This window comes from Rossellomorea vietnamensis, from assembly GCF_008180615.1.
Lineage (GTDB): Bacteria > Bacillota > Bacilli > Bacillales > Bacillaceae_B > Rossellomorea > Rossellomorea vietnamensis_D.
In genome coordinates this window covers 1-19,144 of the sequence record NZ_VTEH01000027.1, presented here as the reverse complement: position 1 = coordinate 19,144, position 19,144 = coordinate 1, and the positions used below count along the sequence as shown (strand labels likewise).

General features: G+C 40.6%; 16 protein-coding genes. 3 read left to right on the top strand and 13 right to left on the bottom strand.

Translation table 11 applies throughout. From position 1 onward, the window contains the following. Window positions 1–51 precede the first annotated feature (51 nt). From FZC79_RS21805 to FZC79_RS21755, 11 genes are all read right to left on the bottom strand, one after another. Window positions 52–663, bottom strand: coding sequence for a lytic transglycosylase domain-containing protein (locus tag FZC79_RS21805; RefSeq protein WP_148948740.1), 612 nt, complete (start codon window positions 661–663; stop codon window positions 52–54). Between the two features lie 432 nt (window positions 664–1,095). Next, window positions 1,096–1,215: a YjcZ family sporulation protein gene (locus FZC79_RS21800; RefSeq protein ID WP_148938901.1), complete on the bottom strand. Its 120-nt coding sequence runs from the start codon at window positions 1,213–1,215 to the stop codon at window positions 1,096–1,098. A gap of 117 nt (window positions 1,216–1,332) precedes the next feature. Next, window positions 1,333–2,850, bottom strand: a complete 1,518-nt coding sequence (locus FZC79_RS21795; protein WP_148948739.1) for a glycine betaine uptake BCCT transporter — start codon at window positions 2,848–2,850, stop codon at window positions 1,333–1,335. A gap of 826 nt (window positions 2,851–3,676) precedes the next feature. Then, the gene (locus tag FZC79_RS24095; protein ID WP_435873959.1) at window positions 3,677–4,243 is read right to left on the bottom strand and encodes a 3D domain-containing protein; all 567 of its coding nucleotides are present in this window, start codon (window positions 4,241–4,243) and stop codon (window positions 3,677–3,679) included. A 764-nt stretch (window positions 4,244–5,007) separates the two neighbouring features. Further along, window positions 5,008–5,838, bottom strand: coding sequence for a 3D domain-containing protein (locus FZC79_RS21785; protein ID WP_148948738.1), 831 nt, complete (start codon window positions 5,836–5,838; stop codon window positions 5,008–5,010). A 579-nt stretch (window positions 5,839–6,417) separates the two neighbouring features. Then, window positions 6,418–7,161 carry a type I methionyl aminopeptidase gene (map, locus tag FZC79_RS21780; protein ID WP_148948737.1) on the bottom strand — a complete coding sequence of 248 codons (744 nt, stop codon included), beginning with the start codon at window positions 7,159–7,161 and terminating at the stop codon, window positions 6,418–6,420. Window positions 7,162–7,247: 86 nt separating this feature from the next. After that, window positions 7,248–8,519, bottom strand: coding sequence for a DUF2254 domain-containing protein (locus FZC79_RS21775; RefSeq protein WP_187442923.1), 1,272 nt, complete (start codon window positions 8,517–8,519; stop codon window positions 7,248–7,250). A gap of 218 nt (window positions 8,520–8,737) precedes the next feature. After that, window positions 8,738–9,400 carry a type 1 glutamine amidotransferase domain-containing protein gene (locus FZC79_RS21770; protein WP_148948735.1) on the bottom strand — a complete coding sequence of 221 codons (663 nt, stop codon included), beginning with the start codon at window positions 9,398–9,400 and terminating at the stop codon, window positions 8,738–8,740. Window positions 9,401–10,384: 984 nt separating this feature from the next. Beyond that, on the bottom strand, window positions 10,385–11,485 hold the full coding sequence (locus FZC79_RS21765) for a M24 family metallopeptidase (protein ID WP_148948734.1): 1,101 nt from the start codon (window positions 11,483–11,485) through the stop codon (window positions 10,385–10,387). Window positions 11,486–11,755: 270 nt separating this feature from the next. Beyond that, window positions 11,756–12,025 carry a hypothetical protein gene (locus FZC79_RS21760; RefSeq protein ID WP_148938910.1) on the bottom strand — a complete coding sequence of 90 codons (270 nt, stop codon included), beginning with the start codon at window positions 12,023–12,025 and terminating at the stop codon, window positions 11,756–11,758. A gap of 179 nt (window positions 12,026–12,204) precedes the next feature. Then, window positions 12,205–14,355 (bottom strand): DNA topoisomerase III, encoded by a 2,151-nt coding sequence (locus tag FZC79_RS21755; protein WP_148948733.1) that lies wholly within the window; start codon window positions 14,353–14,355, stop codon window positions 12,205–12,207. Window positions 14,356–14,818: 463 nt separating this feature from the next. Between FZC79_RS21755 and FZC79_RS21750 the strand changes: the two genes are divergently transcribed. Continuing rightward, the gene (locus FZC79_RS21750) at window positions 14,819–16,564 is read left to right on the top strand and encodes an ABC transporter ATP-binding protein (protein ID WP_148948732.1); all 1,746 of its coding nucleotides are present in this window, start codon (window positions 14,819–14,821) and stop codon (window positions 16,562–16,564) included. Between the two features lie 211 nt (window positions 16,565–16,775). Here FZC79_RS21750 and FZC79_RS21745 read toward each other — a convergent pair whose 3' ends face one another. After that, window positions 16,776–17,528, bottom strand: coding sequence for a polyphosphate kinase 2 family protein (locus FZC79_RS21745; RefSeq protein WP_148948731.1), 753 nt, complete (start codon window positions 17,526–17,528; stop codon window positions 16,776–16,778). A gap of 189 nt (window positions 17,529–17,717) precedes the next feature. After that, a complete protein-coding gene (locus FZC79_RS21740; RefSeq protein ID WP_148948730.1) occupies window positions 17,718–17,930 on the bottom strand; it encodes a hypothetical protein in 213 nt (70 codons plus the stop codon). A 735-nt stretch (window positions 17,931–18,665) separates the two neighbouring features. Here FZC79_RS21740 and FZC79_RS21735 point away from each other — a divergent pair. Together FZC79_RS21735 and FZC79_RS23715 are read left to right on the top strand one after the other, a co-directional pair. Next, window positions 18,666–18,881, top strand: coding sequence for a hypothetical protein (locus FZC79_RS21735; RefSeq protein WP_148942224.1), 216 nt, complete (start codon window positions 18,666–18,668; stop codon window positions 18,879–18,881). Continuing rightward, on the top strand, window positions 18,862–19,144 hold a 283-nt coding region (locus tag FZC79_RS23715; protein WP_353733623.1), incomplete at its 3' end, for a DUF6431 domain-containing protein. The genes FZC79_RS21735 and FZC79_RS23715, both read left to right, overlap by 20 nt.

Here is a 19,144-nt window from a genome sequence, read left to right as displayed (position 1 = left end):
GGCTGCAGGGTTAACACTTGGCAGCCTGTTTAGTTTATTTCATCGTCGACATTACATTTCTTCTGTTTGATATCTCTCAGAATAGTACAAAACATCCTCAACATACTCTTCACTGTGGTTGTAGGCAAAAACGGCTCTTTCTATGTCACCATCCGCTGCCCCGTTGCTCGCCAGATAATTCGCTGCACTATGGACAGCATCTTCTATGTCCCATGGATCGGCTCTGCCATCCCCATTTGCATCTACACCGTATCCACCATATTTAGCTATCATCCCAGGGTCAGTCAGTTCATCATCTGGTATATCCCCTTCTCCCAGCCCTCCACAGGTAGGATGGGACCAGCCGATAAATGTGCAGGGCATAAACTGCATATGGCCTTCTGCACCTACCGGGGAAACCATTGTTTCCATTTGTGAAAACTTGGTTTCGACTCTGTGGTGGGCTGCAAGGAGGTTCCAAGGCACTCCATACTTTTCTGAAGCCTCTTTATAAATAGGTATATATTCTGAAGGAATTTCTTCCTTTGCTTCATCCGATAACTCCTGGTAGGTCAAGAAACCGCCATAAACGATAAAATATAGAAGTAAAACCGCAATTGGAATCAGTAAAATCTTTATGGGTGAATTCTTTTTAAATATTCGTTTTGGTCTCTTTTTAACCATCAGGATGCATCATCCTTTTTATAAGTGTAACCTCTATTTTAAAAAAACTTATATATATTAGCAACTTTTAACCTCAGCATAATCTTCTTTCCCTCTATTATAATTCCGACTTCATAAAAGGACGATATCAGCTTCCGTTCATTTCTTCCTGATATAATGATTTATCCAGTGAGAGTGAGAGTGAATTTTTATACTTACTTTCTTTAAAACAGCGTCAAAGGAATTCCTCAGACACCGGAAAACAAACCCTCCTTTTCCAAGGCTAACGAGTTTATTAACAAGTAAACACTTCATGCAAAAAGCCCCAGAAGAATTTCCCTTCTGAAGCTGACTTCTTATTGCCTTTTAGAAATACTCTTGAACACACGCTGCCGGGTGCACCAAACTAGGCTGCCCGCAGAAGTGATGTTTTCCAGAATCCTAAAAATCCGATTAGCTTACATAAGCTGCACCAACAATAATCAAAAGAATGAATAGGACTACAATCAGCACAAAGCTTCCGCCGTAACTGTTACCGCCGCCATAGCCGTACCCTCCGCCATAACCGTACATACAATACCACCTCCTTGTACAAAGGTTACTATACTGTATGCCACTCCCGGATTCTTGACTGTAAAAAACGCCCTGAAACAGAAAAAACAGGCCTTCTAGGAAGACCTGTCATTTTACTTACCGTACTTTATTACGCGGTTTAGGTTTAAGATATAATCCCAATTCTTTCTTTTCTTTGGAAAGCGCCCGGTATAGGGAAACCATCATCAGAATCATAATCATCGAGAACGGAAATGCTGCTATAATCAATGCATTCTGCAGTGCTTGCAGCCCGCCGCTGTACATTAATATTAAAGCGACCGTTGATTGGGCGATTCCCCAAGTCAGCTTCACTGAATTGGACGGCGTCAACGATCCGTAGGTTGTCTGCATTCCAAGGACAAAAGTCGCAGAATCTGCAGATGTAATAAAGAATGTGCTGACCAGGATAACCGCGATGATCGACAGAATGGCTGATAACGGTACCTGGTTAAACACGGCAAACAGGACTTCCTCCGTAGCATAAGTAGCCAGGTCCACTGCTCCTGATTGCTGTATATCAATAGCAGCAGTTCCGAAAACCGAGAACCAGATTAAGCTGACCAGCGAAGGCAGCATCAAGACTCCAAAGAGGAACTCTCTAATAGTCCTTCCACGAGAAACCCTTGCAATAAAGATTCCAACGAATGGCGACCAGGATATCCACCATGCCCAGTAGAATATCGTCCAACCGTTTATCCACGTCTGGTGATCCTCATTCAACGGAGCGATACGGAAGGACATCCTGACTAGGTTTTGAACATAAGCACCTAGTGTATCAGTGAATAAGTTCAAGATAAGCAGAGTGGGGCCGACAATGAACATGATCACTAATAAGGCCAATGCAAGAAACATATTGGTATTACTCAAATACTTAATCCCTTTACTCAACCCGGACCAAGCAGATATCATGAAAAGAACTGTAACTACAGCGATGATTATAAATTGCACTGTAAAATTATTAGGAATGCCAAGAAGATAAGAAAGCCCTCCATTAATCTGTGCAGCACCGAAACCTAATGTTGTCGCTACACCGACCACAGTAGCAAATACAGCAAGGACATCAACTACGACTCCAAGAGGGCCCTTCATAAGATCACCGAACAATGGTTTCAAGGTTGCTGAAACCAGTCCAGGCTCTCCTTTTCTGAATTGAAAGTAAGCTAAGGAAAGAGCAACTAGAGCATAAATTGCCCATGCGTGAATTCCCCAATGGAAGAAGGTGTAACGCATTCCCTCTTTGATCGCTTCATTTGATCCGCCTTCAGCCAGCGGTGGCGAAATAAAATGAGAGAGCGGTTCAGCTGCTCCCCAGAATACCAGCCCGATTCCCATCCCGGCACTAAATAGCATAGCAAACCAAGTAGAAGTGCTATATTCCGGTTTCTCATCCGGCTTTCCAAGACGAATGGTACCAATGGGGCTGATAATTAGGAAGATACAAAAAATCACAATCGTTGTGACGAGTATCAGATAATACCAGCCAAAATTCGTGCTGATGAAAGATTGTACCTGCCCTGTAAAACTTTCGAAGCCTTCAGGTAAAAAAGCCCCGAATACCAATGCAGCCAGAACTATAGCTACAGTGATCCAAAATACACTTGATATTTTTTTCATCATCATTCCCCTTTCGTATGTAGTTTCAATTTCAGTTCTTTCTCTTTACTTGTAATATCCATGTTTCCGCCCTTTAAACAACATTCTAAACGTTAACAGATTGATACTCCCTATTCAACCAATATGCTTTTTTCAGACATATCTGGTAAAAAGCTGCGACTTGATCTTTATGAATTCTTGGTTTATTTTCCCCCTGAAAGTTTAAAATAATACTCTACAATAGATACGCTCATCTCTATTCCGTAAAGCATGCATGATTCATTGTTGTCCTACAAAAGCTATGAATGATTGAAAAAGGATAAAAGGAGGAAAACCATGCGCAAACAAAACCAAAACTCGCAACATGAAGCCGCGAAAGAATTGGCAGAAAGACAAATGAGCGACAGAAAAGAAATACAGTCCATTAAAAACCCGAACACAAAACCAGGACGTTAGACACTAAAGTACTAAAGGTCCGCCCCCATTCAATGCTCCTTCAGAGATTGTAATTGATAAAAAAATTAATACTTTGATGGTGCTCATATTTAAATAGAAAAATTTCCCCTTGTCTAAGCGCAAAGAGAAAGATAAGAATCTCCTGGTAGTTGAAGCCCTGGAACCGGCCCAGCCAGCAATGGGCGGCCCAATGCTAACCACTGAGGGCTTGGAACTGGTTTCAGGAAAGCGGCCAAATTTTCTATACAAAAATTATCTTTTGAAATGGCTATATCCAAAAAGCTTGTAAATTCATCAAAATATTTAGTAGTTGATTTGGTATGCAGTTGACATTGGAGCAAATCAGAAGAAAACCACTCATCTTTTTTGGATGAGTGGTTTTCTATTTCTCTTATTCGATGACTTGTACGGTTATACCTTTTACGCCATATTCCAGTGCTTCTTCACGTGATGGTATAAAAATATCAATCCTGTTACCTTTGATTGCACTGCCTGTATCTTCCGCAGTCGCATACCCAAATCCTTCTACATATACTTTTGACCCGAGCGGAATCACTGCCGGGTCAACAGCGATAACTTTTTCATCCGGATTTGCCCGCAAGTCCACTCCTGTCTTTGTAATTCCTATACACCCATCGCAATAAGCAGTATAAGCAGTTGCTTTTACTTCGACTTCTTTAATAACAGTATCTTTATTAGTTTCTTGTGCTTTTTCAGACCGTGCTGGAGCCAGAGCTTCTTTTCCTTCGTGAATCAGCCGCTGCCTGGTTTCTATCGTAAGAACTGCTTCCTCCTGTATATAGGCTAAATTCCACAGCATATCTCCTTCTGAAATATTATGGTAGCCATCAACCGGTCCGTCTGATGAAGGATTACTATTTTCTTTTGCTTGAATCGATAATGTATGAGATCCGATTATAAATAGAATGAGTAGTGAAATAAAAACGTGTTTCTTCAAGTTAATTCCTCCTTTTAGTCCGCTAAGACCAACAAAAGAAATAGTAACATAGGCTTATATCAAGCCAATGACAAAAGAATGATGAAACCATTACATTTCATTACAAGCTGTCAAAAACCAGGAAGATTTTCACTCGTGGTCCAAATTGAAGAACTCGCTCACTTTTTTTCCAATCTCTCCATTTAATTAATCTAGTATAGTAACTGTCTGTCAATAGAATCGCAGCACCAACGTTCTTGATGAACATAAATCCCCAATTAGAACTGACGGTTAGCTCTACGGCTGGAAGCCTCTCTTGCCGAGCTCTGCCTATAAGGCCCACGGAATGATTTAGTACAGTATTTATTCCCTATAAAAATTCCGGGAAAATAAGGGGAGGAATTCCGCTTATTTAAGTAAAAGCACAAAGAAAACAGTTAAGATAAGCGGAAAAATTACCCTTATTCCCTTTAAAAGATGCTAAAATGGTTCATTTTGCTGTACTTAATCGGAAAAATTCCTCTTATATACTCCAAATCGACTCCTGCTTCAGAGCTTAACCGGAAAATCTCCGCTTATTTTTAGAAGAGATTGTTCATTTCCTTCCAGAGTATACATCCTGCTGGAAAGTAAGGAAGTGATAGGGCAGCCTGCTTATCCTATTATGAAGGGAGGTTTTTTTATTCCTCGCTATAAGCTCTCTGAAATTCCGAGAATAGCCGGCGAATTATAAGACCAAAAAAAAGCAAAGGCTGCCGCCTTTGCTTTTTTTACTTTACAATATATTAATCAAGAATAGTAACTTTTACAGAACGTACTCCCCAATCAAGGGCATCTTGTCTTTCAGGGATAAATACATCGATTTTGTTTCCTTTGATTGCACCGCCAGTATCCTGAGCAGTTGCATATCCATATCCCTCTACATATACTTCTGTACCTAATGGAATGACATTAGGATCTACCGCAATGACTTTGGCGTCTGGGTTAGCGATCAAGTCCACGCCTGTTCTGGTAGTTCCTGAGCACCCTTCACAATATGCAGTGTATGCAGTTGCCGATACTGTAATTGCATTTGCAGCCTCTTGTGTCGGCTGAGTATTTACAGGTGTTTCAGTTGGTTGTGCAGGAACAGTATCCTCGACTGCAGCAGGTGCAGCAGAAGCTGTTTCTTCAGCTGCTGGCTCAGCCGCCGGTTCCTCTGTAGTTTGCTGCGTTGCAGTAGCTTGTTCCTGTTGATTTACAAGAGTAGCTACTCCACGGTTGTCCAAATCAATGACAAGATTTTGTCCTGGGTGAATAATATCTGAAGTCAGTGAATTGGTATTCATGAGTTCATTCACTGATACGCCGTAGTATTTTGCAATTCCCCATAAGGTATCTCCGGATTCTACTGTATAGTTTTCAGTAGATGATACTCTTAATTGTTGATTAGGGTAAATTAAATCGGAGTTTAAGTTATTCCATCTTAAAAGATCCTCAACAGATGTACCATATTCTTTTGATAATCCCCAAAGAGTATCGCCCTTCTTAACTTCTACATTTTCCGCAGAGGCACCTGCGCCCATTGTTAGAGTTAAACTTGCTGCCGTCGCAAGAGTGATAACTGTTTTCTTCATTGTAGTAATCCTCTCCTTTGTTAGTAAGTGGTACGATATCTTTACTCACATTCTTCATGCTAACATAGGAGTACTACAAAATAATTACGAGAGTATAATAGAGTCAATACAATTGTATTTCAACGCTGTAATGGGAATTTATTACTAGAAAAGAAACTTGTGGATGTGAAAGAATAGGGATGAAAAAATTTTAGATAAGGAGGTTTAGAAGGCTAACTAAAATGGTATATAGGTATGTTGTTATTTATTATATTACGTCGTTTTGACTCCTTATTCAATAGAAATAAAGAAATTTGTTATGTTTTTTTCTCAAGCTGCGGTATTTATTTTTTAGATATCGCTAAAAAGAATTGTAGAGACTGTGGCAAGGATAGAAAAGAGCTTTCCCTATGGGCACAGAGAAAACAACTAGTATATTTGATAGTTGAGCACAACAATATCTCCTATTAAAGGTGTATTTTACAAACATAACCGTTTAGTCTCGAATCCGCCTATAGGGTTCCCCATCGAAGTGCAAACACCTATAGTTACGAAAAGAACAGCCTGCGACACATCACAGGCTGTTTTGTTAGATTTTATCTATAAAGTTAATATGATAGGTTCTCCTTTTGTTACCACAATCGTATGTTCAATTTGAGCTACAAAGCTTTTATCCTCTGTTACGAAGGTCCAGCCATCATCCTCCTGAACGATTTCTTCTGCTTTTGTGGAAACGAAAGGTTCAAAAGCAATGACCATTCCATCTGCGAGAAGCCCGTTATCCCATGGATCAAAATAATTCATGATATGCGAAGGTTCTTCATGAAGAGATTTCCCCACTCCATGTCCGGTTAGATTCTTAATGACTGTATAGCCATTTCTCCTCGCTTCGTTATGGACGGCTTTGCCAATCCCATTCAACTTAGACCCTGCTTTGATTTTTTTTAGACCAGCATCAAATGACTTCTTGACTGCTTCACACAAGTCATGCAGCTTTTCGTTCCCCTCTCCCACAACAAAGGAAATCCCTGTATCTGCATAAAAGCCGTCCTTCGAACCTGAAACATCTATATTCACTAGATCGCCTTCGTGAATGACCCTTTCACCAGGAATTCCATGGGCTACTTCCTCGTTAATACTGATACAAGTAAAGCCTGGGAAATCATACTCTTGTTTAGGGGCAGAAATAGCACCGTGCTTTTCAAAAAGCTCTGCTCCCAGCTGATCGAGTTCTTTTGTCGTCAATCCGGATTTAACAGCATTTTTCATTTCATCTCTGATGGCTGCGACAATCCTGCCAATCTCTTTCATTGCTTGTAGTTCTTGATCGTTTGTAATAATCATAAAATCTTCCTTTTTTAAATAGTTGTCTTTTTATATTATACAGATTTAAGCCAGAATGAGAAGGATATTCCCCTACTCAACAGGAATCATTTCATTTCTCCTTCAAGTTCATTTATTTTCTCGTTCAAGAACTGCAGATCCCATTTATGCATTTCTTCCTTATTGATGTTCTGGAGAATATATTCATGAAAACTGTAAACAGTTTCCTGCCTCCCTTCCGGCATCTCCTTTTGAATGATGACCATTGCTTCCAAGAGAGCAAGAATAACTGATACATCCTGCTTGGCATAATGGACAATCTGATAATAAGATTTATAAAGCATTCTATCAAACTCGAAGAACGGTATCCTTACCCGGGGCTCGGTATCTTTACCAACCATTGTCAAATGCCCATCATTTAATTCAGCGGTATCACCAAGCAGAACGCCCAAATACCGAATACAGTCTCTCGCTGTATTTGGATCATTTATAGATGGGGACACAGCCCGGACCGCTATTTCGGAGATCCTCTGCAGTGAGAACTCCAGGTCATACTTCCCCATTCTTTCACTGCCAAAGGAAAGATATTCTGATAAATCTTCTATACTCTCTTTTTGGCTGTAGATCGTGTAAAGAGGCTGACCCTTTCTGATAAAATTCCCTACTTTAATCTCAAAGTCTATAAAGAGACCATTTTTCTCTGAGCATTCCAATAAACCTTCGTAATCAACAAATTGAAGAAAACCGCTTTTCTTGCTGCATACTTCTTTTTTGTTTAAAAACTGTCCTGGGTCCTTCTTTTGTTCTTGAACGACATTGTTTTTTTGCAGCTCTTTATAAAAGTTCACTATTTTCATCGCATCTTTTTCCAGCCTGCCAATTAAACTGCTGATTTGAATAGAAGTAGCAACATGATGAATGAAATAAGCGAAGTAAGCCAGACACACGATAGCATAAAGCACCCCAAAAAACGACGCAATGACAAATTCCTCATTTGGCGTGTCTCTCATGAACAGTAAAGTAGTGATAGAGTAAATAAATCCCCCCATAAAGACACCCAGCCCCCGTACCGTCTTCTTGTCATTCACAAAGTGTTTGAGGGCCCTTGGGGAAAATTGAGAAGAGTATGTAGTCAAAACAACCATCACTGTCGAGAAAGTAAAGGTGGTCATTGTCAAAAGCGAACCGGCTATGGTGCTCAAAACAGTTTGAGCCAAATCTATTTTAGTCATCATGAAGGGCGGCAGATATTCTTTCATAGAAGCTGCCCAGTAATAATCAATCATTATAGTGACAAAGGCCATTATCAATGAAAGCAGACTATAAACAGAGGGAACAAACCAGATGCGGCCTTTCAGATTAATCAAAAAACTTTTCAACCAATCACTCCCTGTCACAATATAAGAATTCAATTATGTCACAATAAATCTAATAAACAAAAGTATAAGCGCCCTGTTCAGCCCCGACAGGCAAATGTTACTCGGAAAAAAAGAGGGTATTTTCTTATATTTCCACGAGCAACATTAGATTATCCCTTAGTATCTTCTTAATTCAACAAGAAAACCGGCCACAATAGCCGGCTGATCCTTTAATAATTCTATTGAAGCTGTTCAACAAAGGCCTTTGCAGTACTTAACCCTGATTGGGGATTTTGTCCAGTGACAAAACCTGTATCCGACACGACAAAGTCTGAAAATGCGCTGCCTTTTTGAAAATCTGCCCCGTTTTCCCGCAATCGGGATTCCATTAAGAAAGGAACAAGGGAATCCATATCCATCTGCTGCTCTTCTTCATTGGTAAAGCCAGTAATACGTTTCCCTTCCACAAGGTACTTGCCTGAAGACAGCTTCACATCCACAAACCCTGCTGGCCCATGGCAGACAGAACCGATCAGTTTGTTATTCTCTGCGAAATGAGCCAATGCTTGCTGAAGTGCTGCATTTCCGGGCAGATCAAACATTGTTCCATGTCCTCCAGGAAGAAAAATAGCATTATAATCATTTACATTCACTTGCGATAGAACCAATGTGCTTTCCAGTTCATGAATGGCTCCCTCCCATTCATCGGGCGGCATCTCTCCATCGGTAACACTATTAGGGTCCACCGGTATTCTTCCACCTTTTATGCTGGCAACGCTCACGCTGTACCCTCTGTCAGTAAACTCCACATAGGGCTCCGCAAATTCGGACAACCATAATCCTGTTTGGTGATCTTTATCAATTTGTTCAGTATTTGTTAGAACCATTAATATCTTTTTCATAGAAATACTCCTCCTTTGATCTAGTTAACTTGTATTTATCCTTAGGGAAAGAGGATTAAACTATTATCGTTTGGCTGTTTTATTGGATTTTGTTTCTCCCTTCAAAAAATGAACAAAATATGGATTCTGAAAATATAACGGTATAAATTAACAAGGATTTTTTTAGAAGAGCCTGTTATCCAGGGGATATACGGAAGCAATTATTTTATTATAAAAGCTCTAATAGTACTAAACGTATAGAGGCTGGGACAAAACCATAATAAAAAGCTCTCTTCGCAAAGATTGTGGCTGAGTAAAAAGAATGGATTTCCGCTCCAGGTGCACGACTCCGCGGGGCGGTCGGTGAGCCTCCTCGGCTTTGCCTGTGGGGTCTCACCTGTCCCGCTAGTCCCGCAGGAGGTCGCACACCTTCCGCTCCAATCCGTCTACGTTCAGGAAAAATCGATAAATAACCCTTAAAAACAACATCTTTCAAATAGAGCCAATTAAAATGAAAGAACCCCATGAAATCAAGTATAAAACCTTGAACTCATGCGGTTTTATTTTTCTAATATCCCAACTTATGTCCCAGCCTCTTGTATAAGAAGGCGAAGCTTCCATTTGGAATAAATTCTTACGGAATCACAAGTCGGCCTCTCTTGGCACGACAGATAACTGAAAAAATTATATAATCAACCTTAACAAGTAATCTGGAAAACTCTGCAGAGAAAAATAGATTTGGGATGGAGTTGAGGTATTTCTTATGAAAAGGCTCTTTTCGTAAAGTATTAAAGAGCTATGGATTTACTTCTCTTTATAACCTACAGTCCGGCCTTATTGCTTGAAGCTATCGCCTGGAGAATTAAAATAAGCCGGATGCTGAACAATCTGCATCCGGCTTTTGTCATTATTTTAAGCAGCTGACCAATCAAATAACCCTAAAAGAATACAAGGAAAAATTGCCTTTTTCCCCTGAGCTGACCTGGCCGCTTTCGGTTTTAAAATTCATTCAATGATTTGGAGGTCTTTTGGAAATTTAGTCAGTGTTTCATATCCATTTTCTGTCACGAGCACATCGTCCTCAATTCGAACCCCGCCAACTTCCGGTAAATAAATGCCAGGCTCAATAGTGTAAACCATTCCTTCTTTGAGAACGCCGTCATTCATATGACTCATGGACGGAAATTCATGAACATTGATACCCATTCCGTGACCGATGCGGTGAGGGAAGTATTCTCCATAACCCGCATCTGAAATGATTTTACGGGCAGTGCTGTCCAAATCCCCGATTCTGTTTCCAGGTTTACTCATTTCAAGAGAAGCCAGTTCAGCTTTTAATACAGTATTATAAATCTCTCTTTGCTTTTCTGAAACTGTTTTAAAGGCAACTGTACGTGTAATATCGGAGCAATAGCCTTCCAGTACAACACCTAAATCAAACAGGACAAAATCCCCAGGTTTTAATTGGCGGCTGCCCGGGTTTCCATGAGGCTCACCTGATTTCTCACCAAATAGAACCATTGTAGAGAAAGACATTTGCCGTATCCCTTTTTTCTTCAATTCATATTCGATTGTGGCGAGGACTTCCATCTCTGTTATCCCTTCTTGAAGAGCGTTGACTCCTGTCTGCACTCCGAAGTCTGCCATTTCAGCAGCACGGCGTATGATCTCAATCTCTCTTTCATCCTTAACCACACGCAGCTCATTTAATTTATCCTCCGCATTAACGACCTCCGCCTTTGGAAAAAGTGACAAAAATGCTTCACTTCTCGAGTATGAAAGCATTTCTTTCTCAATTGCGATCATTTCAGGGTTACCGGTCTTCCTCCTTTTGATAGAAGCCTTAATGAGGTCCCAAGGATTTTCATGATCTCCATACCCAAGGATTTCATGCTGCCACCCCGCACTCCTCAATTGTCCTTCTTCCATTGCCGGAAGGACAAATAAAGGTTCCGCCTCTTTGAATAAAAACATGCCCATAAGACGCTCGTGAGGATCCGTAAGGAAATTCGATAAGTAGAAAACGTTTTCTTTCGAGTTGATAAAAACCGCTTCGATATTTTGTTCTTTAAGCCATGTTTGAATCTTTTGTATACGATTGCTCATTCAACGACACTCCCATTCATTACTTATGTATACCTCTAATGATTTATTAGAAATGTCCCCATGTCAACTGAAAATCCTGAGAAGGGTAGTCCAGGCAGCATCTTACCACTGCCAGGCTTGTTATTATAGTTGGGTTCCATGGCATACACACTATACAGCGATAGTGCAGTGGATCACTGGTATACATGTGTACAAGGTAACTGAATAAATATTCTGACCACAAAAAAACACCCTCATTTCTTTATAGAAAGAAGGTGCTTTTTTACGGCTCTATACCTCTGCAGTACCGATAAAGTCTTTTAATAATTCCTCAGCCTGTAAGCGGGCTTCCACGTTATCAGTACTGATTGGTGTAAATTCCAGCTGACCTGCACGTTCGGAAACTTCTATCATGATTTCATTTGTTACATGAAATGGAAATAAGCTTCTTGGCAAGTGCTGCATTGCACTCTCTAACTGCTCTGTTTCTTCATTTTCGAATAATGTTAATGTAATGATTTCATCTGACATATTTTCAATCTTATATAGACCAATATCCACTTTAGGTTCACTCCTCTATGCATATTTATGAATAAGTAGTTATTCTAAAGTTACCCGCTCAGCAGAAGTTGAAACTGTTTTAGCGAAAAATATTTTATTAGCCTGGTAAAATCGATCAGTAGATTAACATTGCAACATTTTATAGAAGACAGGCTTGTAAAAACTATGCCGATATAGTATTAATTTTGAAATTCAAATTGAAGCTTTCTTTCCTCATTATCCCATTTCAAGATTGCATCAAAGGATTTCTCACCTTTTTTAAATCCCTTAATGATTCCAGTTTTTCCTTCTTCGATCAGTTTCTTCGCATTGGCTGGAGAAATCTTCTTTTTCATGATCATCTTTGAAAGAGTGAAACTGCATTTTGTCTTTTTGTAAGCACTGCAGCCATAGAATTCCCCTTTATCAAGGACTTTAGCCTTGCAATAAGGACAGGAACCGACGGTCTTCCCAAGTGAAGCCCGGGAGCTTGTCCTTTGAATCGTGTCCGTATCAATACCTTCGAATGACCAGTCCTTGGAGGCTTCAATCGCATCAGAAATAATCTTTCCGCTGAGTTTCTTGACTTGTTCCATAAATTGAGGTGCAGACGCCCGGCCTTGGCCGATTTCCCGCAGCCTCTGTTCCCATTTTGCCGTCATTTCAGGAGATGCAAGTATTTTTTCACCAATCGCTTCAATTAGTACTTTGCCTTTATCGGTTGCAAAGACGGCATTTCGCTTCACATCAATATACTTCCTGTCTTTCAAGCCCGCAATAATGTTTGCTCTTGTTGCCTCAGTCCCGAGTCCCTCAGTACTGGAAAGAACTTTTTCGAGCTCTTCGTCCTCCAGATGTCTTCCTGCCGTTTTCATCAAAGTGATCAATTGCCCTTCTGTATAACGTTTAGGAGGCTGTGTTTTTCCTTCTTTTACTTTTACGTTTTTCACAAGGCCATTATCGCCCTTATTCACATTGGGAAGCAATTGTTCATCGTCTTTCTCTTGCTGGAAAATGACTTTCCTCCAGCCTTCTTGAATTTGGATCTTTCCTTTGGAAACGAATTCAGCTCTTCCATCTACAAGCGTTATTAAAGTAGAGTAGTCGAATATTGACTTTTCAAAGTGAGCAGCAATCAGCCTTCGGACAACAAGGTCATAGATCTTTTGCTCATCAGCAGGCAGTTTCTCAGGATTTTTTACCTGTTCTGTAGGAATGATGGCATAGTGGTCGGTCACCTTCGACTCATTAACATACCTTTTGTTGTTCAACAGTGATTTCACCGGCAGCGGAAACAGCTCCTGATAGGCCGGCAGCCTGCCTAATTTCTCCAAAATTTCTGGAAAAGTTTCAGCTTCACCTTTTGTGACATAATTAGAGTCAGAACGAGGATACGAAACGATTCCTTTTTGATAAAGCTTTTGAAGCGTATCCAGCGTTTTCTGTGGAGAAAATTTAAATATTTTATTCGCCGTTGCCTGAAGAGAAGAAAGATTGAACAGTAATGGAGGCTGATACTCTTTTCTTTCAGTTGAAAGATCTTTGATTTCTGCAGGTTTTCCTTTACAGAATTCAGCGATCTTCACAGCAGTCTCTTTATCTTTTAATCTCGGCTGCTTATCTTTCTCCCACTTACCCTGATAAACTTTTCCATCCACATCAAAATCAGCAGTTACCTCCCAAAATGGCTCACTGACAAAACTTTCAATCTCCCTTTCTCTTTTTACAATCAGAGCCAGCGTCGGTGTCTGCACACGGCCCGCTGAAAAAACATCGGACATTCCCTTTTGCTTCAAGAGGATACTATAAATCCTGGATGCATTCATGCCGATGATCCAGTCGGCACAAGCCCTGGAATAAGCTTCAAAAAATACGCTTCTTGTTTCACTTTCATCCAGAAGTTTTGAAAAACCTTCTGTAACCGCTTTTGGTGTAAGAGAAGAAATCCATAAACGTTTCATTGGTTTTTTAATACCGGACATATTGATAATATTCCGGACGATCAACTCTCCTTCGCGTCCCGCATCACCTGCATGAATGATTTCATTCACCGAGGGTTTCTGCAATAGCAATTTTACTGCATTGTACTGTTTGTATTTTGAACGAGTCACTTCATATTTGAATTTTTCCGGAATCATGGGCAGCGTTTCGACATTCCACTTTTTCCACTGAGCATCATATTTTTCAGGAGATTGAAGCTGCAAGAGATGTCCGATTGCCCAGGTGATATAAGCACCTTCCGGAAACAGCTGATTTGGCAGGACTTCAATGAAACCCTGTCCCTTCTTATGAGGAAAAGGCTTGGCTAGTGCAGCACCCTGATCAGGCTTTTCAGCAATAATTACCTTCATTGTGAACTCCTTTGAACTTAACAGATTTAATTTGTTTTCTTGTATAAAGGCTCATTCTCTAGTTCTTTGCTTCTTCCATCTAAAGGAACAAGAAAGTGTTAAGAGACTGGCTTACGGAATTTACTCATCATAAATATTTTCCATTGTAGCACAGTAGATAAGTTCTCTCCTATAATCGAGCAGCTATTTCAAATGTGTAAGAGGAAAACTGGCAGATTATCTGATAAAGTATACCTAGATAGTCTAGCAGGTACAGTTTTAAGAAAGGCTGTACACACATACATCGTTGCTTACGGAAAAATCCCAAGAGCCGGATGTTCCCCCGTATTATAAGGGTTTTCTCTCAAATCTGAGAGACCAGCTCTTTTCTTTTCATGTTCACGAGGTTATTCCAGTGAATTATTGTTATGTTTTTCAAAAATAGTCTGAAATAGCAACAAAGTTTAAGAAAAGAGGAAATAAGATGCGACAAAAGAAAAACAATCCTTCTAATTGGAATCGCTTCATGCGTTTACTAAAAATCGGAAAGCCTTCAAAGTGGATTTTCTCGGGAGCGCTAGTACTAAGTTTATTTGAAACTGCTGCCTCCCTGATAGTTCCTCTTTTTACCAAATCATTAGTAGACCAAATATCAGGAGCCGGAATTGAAATGAGTCTCATTTTTCTACTTCTGGCAGCATTCATTGTACAGGCAGTCGCCGGCGGATTCTCTCATTATCTTATGACTTATATCGGGGAGACCTTTGTGGCAAAAATACGCGAAACCTTATGGAATCATGTCCTGGAACTTCCCATCTCTTTCTTTGATTCGCACCAATCAGGAGAGACCATGAGCAGAATCACCCAGGATACTAATACGGTAAAGACGCTTATCACCAACCACTTAGTGACACTAGTATCAGGTGTCATTACCATTATTGGCTCTATTATTATCCTGCTGACAATCGATTGGAGCATGACCGTCATTATGTTTGTTGCGGTTCCGGTATCATTGTTGATCATGATGCCTTTAGGGAAGAAAATGCATACCATTTCACGCCAGACACAGGATGAAATGGCGGATTTCAGTGGAAATCTGGGCAGGGTGCTGTCCGAGATCAGGCTCGTTAAATCTTATAATGGACAGCCTGCTGAAAGGCAAAATGGCCATAGAGGAATACAAAATTTGTTTAAGTTCGGGTTAAAGGAAGCAAAGATCCAGGCTGTGGTCTCTCCTTTTATGACGACGATTATGATGGTGGTACTCGTCGTCATCATCGGGTATGGAGGAGCAAGAGTTTCTGCAGGAGCACTATCAGCTGGATCCCTGGTAGCTATCATCATCTACATGTTTCAAATCATTGTCCCCTTCACCCAGCTTGCCACCTTTTTTACTGCTTTTCAAAAAGCGGCAGGAGCTACTGATCGTATCCAGGACCTCCTGGATGTTAAAACTGAGGGAAAAAGAGAGACGAAACAGAGGAGCTTTTCAGATGAGAACCTCGTCTTTCAGGATGTCTCCTTCGGTTACAATAATAAGAAAAGAATCATAGACTCCTTGTCTTTTGAAATAACCACAGGAAAAACGGCTGCGTTTGTCGGTCCCAGCGGTGGAGGGAAAACGACCATATTTTCTTTAATTGAACAATTCTATCCCCTGGACAGTGGAGATATAAAGTTGGGGAATACCTCCATTGAGAACATACCATTGCAAGAATGGCGAAAATCAATTGGTTATGTTTCACAAGAAAGCCCCATCATGTCCGGAACGATTCACGATAACATCTGCTATGGATTACAAAGGGAAGTCAAAGAGGAAGAAGTGTTCGAAGCGGCGAGGCAGGCAAATGCTTATGACTTCATTGTCAGCCTTTCAGAAGGTTTTCAAACTCAGGTAGGCGAACGAGGTGTAAAGCTTTCAGGCGGACAAAGACAGAGAATTGCTATTGCAAGGGCATTGCTGAGGAATCCGAAGATACTGCTTCTCGATGAAGCCACCTCAAACCTTGACAGCGAATCAGAACTGCTTGTACAAAACGCTTTAAAGAATCTGATGAAGGGAAGGACTACCCTCATTATAGCGCATCGCTTATCAACAGTGGTAGAAGCAGATACTATTTTTGTCATTGAAAATGGATCTATTTCCGGAAGCGGCACCCATCAGGAACTCCTACAATCAAATCAATTGTATAAAAAGCTTGTCCAGCAGCAGCTTACCGCTGAAAAATAAAATAGAACGGATAGAGCCGCCCATTGTATAATGGTCAAACAGAATGGGCGGCTCTATTGATCTTCATAAGAATTAGACATCTTCCATTCATTCAGGGAAAAAATTTCAGCATTTCTTCATGGTCTGTATCGGCGGCGCAGAAACTCCCTATATGATATTTGCTTCTACAGAGTCAAATCAGGATAACCTTCACAATCACTTCAACAGTATCCTATTCTTCCTTTTTAAAGTAATGCCTGACATCGATCTTACGTTTTTCCATCTCCGTCAGAATGGTTCTGTTAATGATTTCAAGGGTTTTGACTCTTGCATGCTTTTTATCTTCTCCTTCAATAATGTGCCACGGTGCATTTTCCTTGTCGGTTTCCTGAATCATCTCGTCTACCGCTTCTTTATAGAGATCCCATTTTTCTCTGTTTCGCCAGTCTTCCTCTGTCAGTTTCCAGGATTTCATAGGATCATTTTGGCGATCGTTGAATCTGTTCAACTGTTCTTCTTTAGATATATGAAACCAAAATTTAAGCACGATAAAATTTTCACCAGTCAGGATTCTTTCAAAATCATTAATTTCTCCATAAGCGCTTCTCCACTCTGATTCCTCGGCAAACCCTTCCACTCTTTCAACAAGTACCCTTCCGTACCAGGAGCGGTCAAATATCCCCAGCTTCCCGTATTTTGGCATCCTGTTCCAAAATCTTTGCAGATAGTGATATTGCTTTTGTTCAAGTGTGGGTGCTGCGGTAGAGTGCACTTCAAAGCCACGAGGATCAATATTCTGGGTTGTTCTTTTGATCGCTCCCCCTTTTCCTGCCGCATCCCATCCTTCGAACACAAGGATACAGCCAATTTTTTCATCCATGAGGGCTCTTTGTAACCCCAGCAAAATTAATTGCTGCTTCTTTAATCTCTTTTCATATTCTTTTTTATCATCTATTTTTCTCGTCAAGTCTACTGAATCCAACATACACTTACCCTCCTTAAAGTATCCTATGTATTGAAACTAATCTTATATCCATTTATCCTTCGCAAAGAGTTTTAAACTTATTTTCTAATCTAGACCCTGCAGCCGATAAGCTATATTCATTGGGAAAACGACATAATCCTGCCCCTTCATTAAAAAACAGTCCTGCAGCAGGACTGTTTCTTCAGATCATTAAATCCATGACCAACCGCGTCGTTTATCATCTCTTCTGTCATCCTGGCCGCCGACATCATCTCTGTCTCGTTTGTGCCTTCTTCCTTCATCAGCACCTGCAACATCATCATAATGGCGTCTTCTCTTGTCATTTTCATCCAAGATGATAACCTCGTTAGCGCGAATAAGGACTTTATCAGCATTTATTACACGTCTTTTTTCTTGAGACATCCCTTTTCCCTCCTTTTCACAACCCCTAAATCCTTTTCTTGCAAAAGGGTTGGTTTACTATAGGGTATGAAATAAAGTTTCAAAGGAATGGACATCTATCTCAACAATTGATAAATAGGCGAAACCTCTTTTGTGCGTGGCTTTTTTCGTAAACTTTGTATCTGTTTATTACTTATTCTAAAGAACAACCTTAATTCAATGGAATAACCTGGTTAGCTTGAAATGAAAAGAGCTCTCCCCTATTAGAGAGAACCCTTAGTATCCGGGGATATCCGAAAGCAATAATGTATGAAAAAACAACACAGTGCTTAATCGTGTTTAAGGTGAACATCCTTCCCGCTGTCACCTTCACATAATTCTGCGTAAAGACTGCAAGTTTGAATAAAAAAAATAAAACCGCATGAGTTCAAGGTTTTATACTTGATTTCATGCGGTTCTTTCATTTTAATAGGCTCTATTTGAAAGATGTTGCTTTTAAGGTTATTGATCGATTTTTCCTGAACGTAGACGGATTGGAGCGGAAGGTGTGCGACCTCCTGCGGGACTAGCGGGACAGGTGAGACCCCACAGGCAAAGCCGAGGAGGCTCACCGCCCGCCCCGCGGAGTCGTGCACCTGGAGCGGAAATCCATTCTTTTTACTCAGCCACAATCTTTGCGAAGAGAGCTTTTTATTATGGTTTTGTCCCAGCCTCTTTTCCCTGCTTCGTTTTTACAAGACAGAAACAGGGTCCTTAGTGTTAATGCTGTCTAAAAACGTCCATATGTTGACGGTATTGTTTGTCCGGGGATTGACGGATATAATGTCCTTAATCACCCTGAAGAAAGGAAAAGACGCCTTCCATTATGCCGGCCATTACCAGTGGCGCGACGGAAGACGTCCCTCAAACAATATGATTGTTGTAAATGATTATATCATAGTGGAATCCGCCGATAAAAGCGTTTTTTATTAAATGTGCAGAAAAGGTTCCTTGTCCCTGTTGTAATCATCAGGACTTCAAGGTCATTGGTTCAAGGGAGAGAAAGTTAAAAGATGAGAGAGGCATGGCCAGAACGTTTATCATCAGGAGGCTGCGTTGCCAGCAGTGCAACAAGATTCACCACGAGCTTCCTGACTTAATGATCCCATATAAACGATACGCTGCAGATGTCATCGAGGAAACCATTTTCCAAACAGCCCACCTGACGGTGGCAGCGGATGAATCTACGATTTACG